The sequence below is a fragment of the Oleiphilus sp. HI0123 genome (genome assembly GCF_001635315.1).
In genome coordinates, this window is the sequence record NZ_LWGE01001101.1 from 1 (window position 1) to 5,365 (window position 5,365).

The 5,365-nt window shown below is 44.3% G+C and carries 6 protein-coding genes; all 6 read right to left on the reverse strand.

The window, feature by feature from the left end; all coding sequences use genetic code 11:
- Positions 1 to 570, reverse strand: a 570-nt coding sequence (locus tag A3761_RS10945; protein WP_304439608.1) for a heme biosynthesis HemY N-terminal domain-containing protein, incomplete at its 3' end; no start/stop codon positions are given.
- A complete protein-coding gene (locus A3761_RS10950) occupies positions 567 to 1,709 on the reverse strand; it encodes a uroporphyrinogen-III C-methyltransferase (protein WP_068750210.1) in 1,143 nt (380 codons plus the stop codon). The genes A3761_RS10945 and A3761_RS10950, both read right to left, overlap by 4 nt.
- A gap of 29 nt (positions 1,710 to 1,738) precedes the next feature.
- Positions 1,739 to 2,539, reverse strand: a complete 801-nt coding sequence (locus A3761_RS10955) for a uroporphyrinogen-III synthase (RefSeq protein ID WP_068554143.1) — start codon at positions 2,537 to 2,539, stop codon at positions 1,739 to 1,741.
- A 4-nt stretch (positions 2,540 to 2,543) separates the two neighbouring features.
- Entirely contained in the window at positions 2,544 to 3,494 is a 951-nt protein-coding gene (gene hemC, locus A3761_RS10960; RefSeq protein ID WP_068514508.1) for a hydroxymethylbilane synthase, read from the reverse strand.
- Between the two features lie 775 nt (positions 3,495 to 4,269).
- Positions 4,270 to 5,028: a LytTR family DNA-binding domain-containing protein gene (locus tag A3761_RS10970; RefSeq protein ID WP_068514509.1), complete on the reverse strand. Its 759-nt coding sequence runs from the start codon at positions 5,026 to 5,028 to the stop codon at positions 4,270 to 4,272.
- A gap of 3 nt (positions 5,029 to 5,031) precedes the next feature.
- On the reverse strand, positions 5,032 to 5,365 hold a 334-nt coding region (locus A3761_RS27645; protein ID WP_369808220.1), incomplete at its 5' end, for a sensor histidine kinase.

Here is a 5,365-nt window from a genome sequence, read left to right on the forward strand (position 1 = left end):
AACGAAGGGGTGATGCGCCTGTTGTTTATGCAGGCGTAATAGTGTTGCTAAGCAAGGTTCATATTGCCCTTGTTGGTACTGGATTTGTGCTTGAGCGATCCCCACAGCAAAGTCGGAGTCCTCGGTGCTGTCATAGGCTTTCTTCAGCATTAGCTCAGCATCCTTAACCTGCCCTAACTCGTTGGAAGCGTGAGCGGCGGCTAAGTAGTTAATTAAGGGCTTATGGGACTTGGTAGCAGATTTAGATAATAGCTTGCTCGCTACGCCCCAGTTGCCTTCAAGTAGTGCAATTAGACCTTTCTCGGTTTTTATCGTAGCTCTTGACTCGGCGGAACGGCCAAACCACTTAGATACAGACTTGCTTGAATGCACCAGTTTACGTTTCAGCCCTAGTAGCCATACCAATAAAGTAAGCAAAATAGCGATAGCGAGTGCGGCGATGACCAGATTACTTTCTATTAGCCAGTTTCCATAAGATATTCGAACATATCCGGGGTCATGGCTGACAATCGCTGAAACACCAAGCGCTAGAGCCATGCCGACAATAATCAACACGAGTAAACGCTTCATGGTGTTGGCTCCTGCTTGGTACTGTTATCTGTGCTTGAAGGTGTCGGGTTGGAAAGTTTGCCTAAGCTATGGTTAAGATACATGGCTTCAATTTTTGTCTTCAGTAAGCGTAATGACTTTGAAATATCGGGTGTTTCGTAGCTTATTTGAAGTGTTTGCATACTTTTGAGTTTAGAAATCAGAGTTTTCGTTTGTTTGTCCTGAGTATCAAAGTAGTTCTCTAGCCAAATGCTTGCTTGTTTTAAGCTGTGAGTAAAAATAGCCTGGTTTTGCTCTAGTAAGGCAAGGTTTGCTTGTTCGAGCATCAGTCTTAGATTCTGCTTCAGATAATAATTTTGCTCAGGCGCCATAAGAGGCGCGACAGGGTGATCCAAACGCCGGATCAATACTGCTTTCTTTAGCTCGCCCCATACTTCCAGCCATGCTTGCTTCCATGCGGGAAGATCTGAAGTTTGTGATGAACGCTGGCTTGGTGTTTGTTCTGGCTCTGGCTTGCTCGTGTCTAAATAAGCGCTTTCTTTTAAGCCGTCTAAAGAAGAAATGATAGCCGAGAGTTGCATAAACATACCTTCACGGTCGAGGTGAGAAAGCTGTTGTAAGCTAAGAATCTCTTGATTGAGTGCTGCACGAACTGGGAGTAAGCCTGGGTCATTGATTTCGGCCAGCACTTTATCGGCAGATATCATGACTGCCTCAGCATTTTTTAAGTCGCGCTCAAGAAGAAGTCTTTGGTTGGCGAGATGTAATAAATACTCGGCCTCAGCAAGTAGCCAGTCAGCACGACTGCTGGCACCCATTTCTGTTAGCTTCTCGGTGTTATATAAACTTTGCCTATCGAGCTGAGTCAGTATCTGACTTTGTTGTTGTTTGTCTGCTTCTAGGTTTTTCAAACGTCGCTCGAGGCTTTGCTCTAAGTATTGAACTCGTTGTTGTGCGCTCTTATTTTGTGAATCTAGGTGCGACAGTAGTGTGTTTTGTTGCGACAGGTTTTGCCAGAAGTAAATTGCGCTAGCGATCGAAAACGCAGCTATTAGAGCAATGACCAGTATTAGCAGCCAAGAAAGGTTTTTCTTCTTTTTAGCTTGAGGGGCTGGCTTCTTTACATCTGCTGCAGGTAGCGTTTCGTTTGCGTCAGTCACGTGTTGTCCTGTTTTTTGTTGGTTGGCACTTACAAGCTGGCTTTTTTGATGCACTTTACAATGTCCATCGGCATAAGGTTTTCCGAGATCAAAGTGTTCTTCAATCCGTGTTCATATGCAATATTGGCCACTCTGATACTGGGTAGTATAAAAGACCTGTCAGATAAGTCGATATTGTGTTCACTGCAATGAGCAAGCAGGTTAGTCAGTGTTTCACCGCTTAGTGTAATAATAAAGTCTGGCGCAAAGTCGTCAATGCTTTGTTGCAGTATGCTTTGATCATAGTCTGGTTTCGAGCGTTGGTATAGCGATATGCTATCTACTTGCGCACCTCGAGCAAGAAGTTGGCTTTGTAAAGCCTGGCGACCATGCTTACCCTTGAGGATGAGTATTTTTTCGTCTTGAACTGTTTTGAGGTCTTTGTTCTCTAATAGTTTTTCACTGCTCAGGTCTTGACCTGGCGATACGATATCCAGACTTGTCGAGTTTAAGGCTTCAGCGGTTTTGCGGCCAATGGCATACCATTTTTGTCCGACAGGTGCTTGTGGCCAATAGTGATCTATTTGTTCAAGGCCTAGATCAGCTGCGTGTTGGCTGACGACAATTACATGCTGGTATTGGTCTAAATCGAGGATGTGCTGTCGCTCGATCGCGCTAATCTCAAGCTCATCGATTTTTAGCATTGGCAGTTTTTTGCACTGGGCTCCTAAGGCTTCGAGAGCTTTTGATAATTCCGTGGCGGAGGGTTCGGGGCGGCAGATTAGAATCTTGCTTGAACTGAGCAGGCCTAGTCGCTTGAAAGCCTGCTCGGTAACGAGTTTATTTGTCATTGGCTTAAACTTGAGCTTTGTTATAGACAGCTTCTAGTAAAGGGCCTGCACCCATTTCAAGCAGAGCTTCCGCTACGGCAACACCCAGCTCTTCACATTGAGCTTGTGGGCCGCTTAAGCTTGTTTTAAGGATGGTTGCGCCATCTTCTGAGGCAACTAAGCCGGTGAGTGTCAGTGTCTCGCTTTCTAAGGTTGCATATCCGGCGATTGGAACCTGACAGCCACCATGGAGCCGGTGATTCATTGCGCGTTCAGCTTTTACGCAGAACTCGCTTTCTGGGTGAATGAGGGGCGCCAATAATTTTTTAATATCCTCATCCTTGCTTCTGCACTCAATGCCTAGAGCGCCTTGGCCAACAGCTGGAAGTGATTGCTCAGCCGATATGACGCTTTTGATGCGTTCATTGAATTCAAGTCTTTTGAGTCCAGAGGCTGCAAGAATAATGGCGTCATACTCGCCTGCATCGAGCTTTGCCAGACGAGTATTAACATTGCCTCTTAAAGGGCGAATATCTAGGTCTGGGCGAGAGGCGGCCAGTTGGCTATGCCTGCGTAGGCTTGAGGTGCCAACAATTGCACCTTCTGGAAGTTGATCGATCGAGTCGTATTGATTACTAACGAAAGCATCGAAGGGGTTTTCCCGCTCACAAATAACGGCTAGCTCAAGACCTTCGGGGAACTCCATAGGGACATCTTTCATTGAGTGGACGGCGATATCTGAAATGCCTTCTAGCATTGATGCTTCAAGCTCTTTTACAAATAAGCCTTTGCCACCGATTTTAGCAAGGGGGACGTCTAGAATCTTATCCCCTTTGGTTGTCATGCCATTAATATTGACTTCCAAGCCTGGGTATAAAGCTTCAAGTTGAGACTTTATATAACGGCTTTGCCACAACGCTAAAGCACTTTCACGAGAAGCAATATTGAGGGTCTTGATTGGGCTTGATGTAGACATGTTCGAGTCGTTCACTATTGGCAAATGGAGTGGGTGCTATATATTGAATTGCGTCGCTATTTGTATTGGTGGTGAAACCAAATAAAGAATAGTGAGCTAGATACAGCCTGTTATGGCGACTTAGTATAACGGAACTGGAAATAAAGTCGAAAAGATACAAATCAAGTGAAGATCACTTTTATTTCTTGGGCGCTTACTTGAGTCAAACTTGGCTATATGAAGGTTAGAAGTTAAGTGTTAATTTAACTTCCAGTCGATCTTGTTTAAGATTTAGTCGATACTTTGTTCTATCTGAAAGGTCATTAAAATTGCGAATGACGGAATCTGTGCAATTCTTTCCCCCGCTTAAGAGAGAATCGATATCAAATTTAAGCACGTGCTTAGAGAAGGATTTGATCGCTGTACTATAGGAAAATTTAGTGTCAGATGAGCTCTCGATGAGGATAGTATCATCATCACCGCTATTGCTGCGTGAGTTTTCAAAAGCTAGAGTATTAAATGACAGACACAGACATAACAAGCCTATTACGAACAAAGCGCGCTTGGTCATTGTTGATGTGTGTGTGTTGTTCAAATCGTCCACTCCATTTGATGAAGACTACCTATTCAATGATAAGAGATCTCCCTGTAGCGGTGTGTAACATTTGGTTGGATCGAGAGGGTATTTCGAAAAACTTCATTTATTGAGGTAAAGAGAGAGGATAAAGTGTGAACAGGTTCTCTAAGTTGTTGAGTGGAAGCTCATTTTTATTCTAGAAGGTGCTTAGTTGCAGTCTTAGGCTTGAAAGGATTGTTCACTTATTCTTTGCTTGAGTTCGCTTACGTGTCGACGACTGACGAGAATGCGAAAGTCGGTATTGCGTATATGTATGTAGTAGTGGCCATCGGAGCTCTTGTGCATTGCTGAGATGTGTTTGGCATTGACCAGTGTATTGCGATGGGCACGCAGGAGCTTGTCTGGGTGAGCTTGTTCCAACTCCTTTAATGTTTGGTCACTTAGGGTTTCACCGTTTGCATGGACAACGGTAAGGTACTTCTGTTCGGATCTAAAAAAGTAAATCGAGTCGAAAGGAAGTAACTCCTGGCCTTGCCAACTGTGTGCGACAAAATGAGCTTCTTCGTTACTATCCTGCTCCTTGATAGATTTTAGCTGCAGTTGATTAACATGCTTTGCTTGAGCCAGAGCACTTTCCAGCTCTTCGCCTCGAACGGGTTTTAACAAGTAACCCATGGCCTGCTTTTTAAAGGCGTCGATGGCATACTCGTCATAGGCGGTGCAAAAGATCATGGCAGGAGGGTGCGGCTTTTTTGCCAGAGCGCTGGCCACTTCCAGGCCATCAATACCTGGCATTCTGATATCCAGAAGCGCAATATCAGGCTTAAGCTCCTCAATCCGTACCAAGGCTTGTTCACCATTTTCAGCTTCACCGCAAACCTGATAGTTACAATTTCGTTCAATTAAACGCTTTAGGCGCTCTCTTGCCAAGCTCTCATCATCGACGATAAATACACTAATAGGGCTGTTTGCTGTCATATCTTAGTTAACCGGAATACGTAAAGTAACGGTAAAAATATTGTTTAGTTGGCTAGTCTTTAATATAGCGCCTGAGCCGAAAATTGCCTGGAGCCTGCTGCTAATATTGTCTAATGCGATTTGGTTTCCGTGTCGTGCCTGTTTTTCTGGGTCAAAAGGGTTTGAGATCAAAATGTATAAATGATCTCTTTTGAGTTCGGTTTCAATGCTAATAGTGCCGCCTTCAGTTAGCGGTTGAATACCATGATAAATCGCATTTTCTACTAATGGTTGTAGGGTTAAAGGGGGGATCAATACCTTTTTCTTGGCGTTGTTGAGCTTCCATTCAATCTTTAGC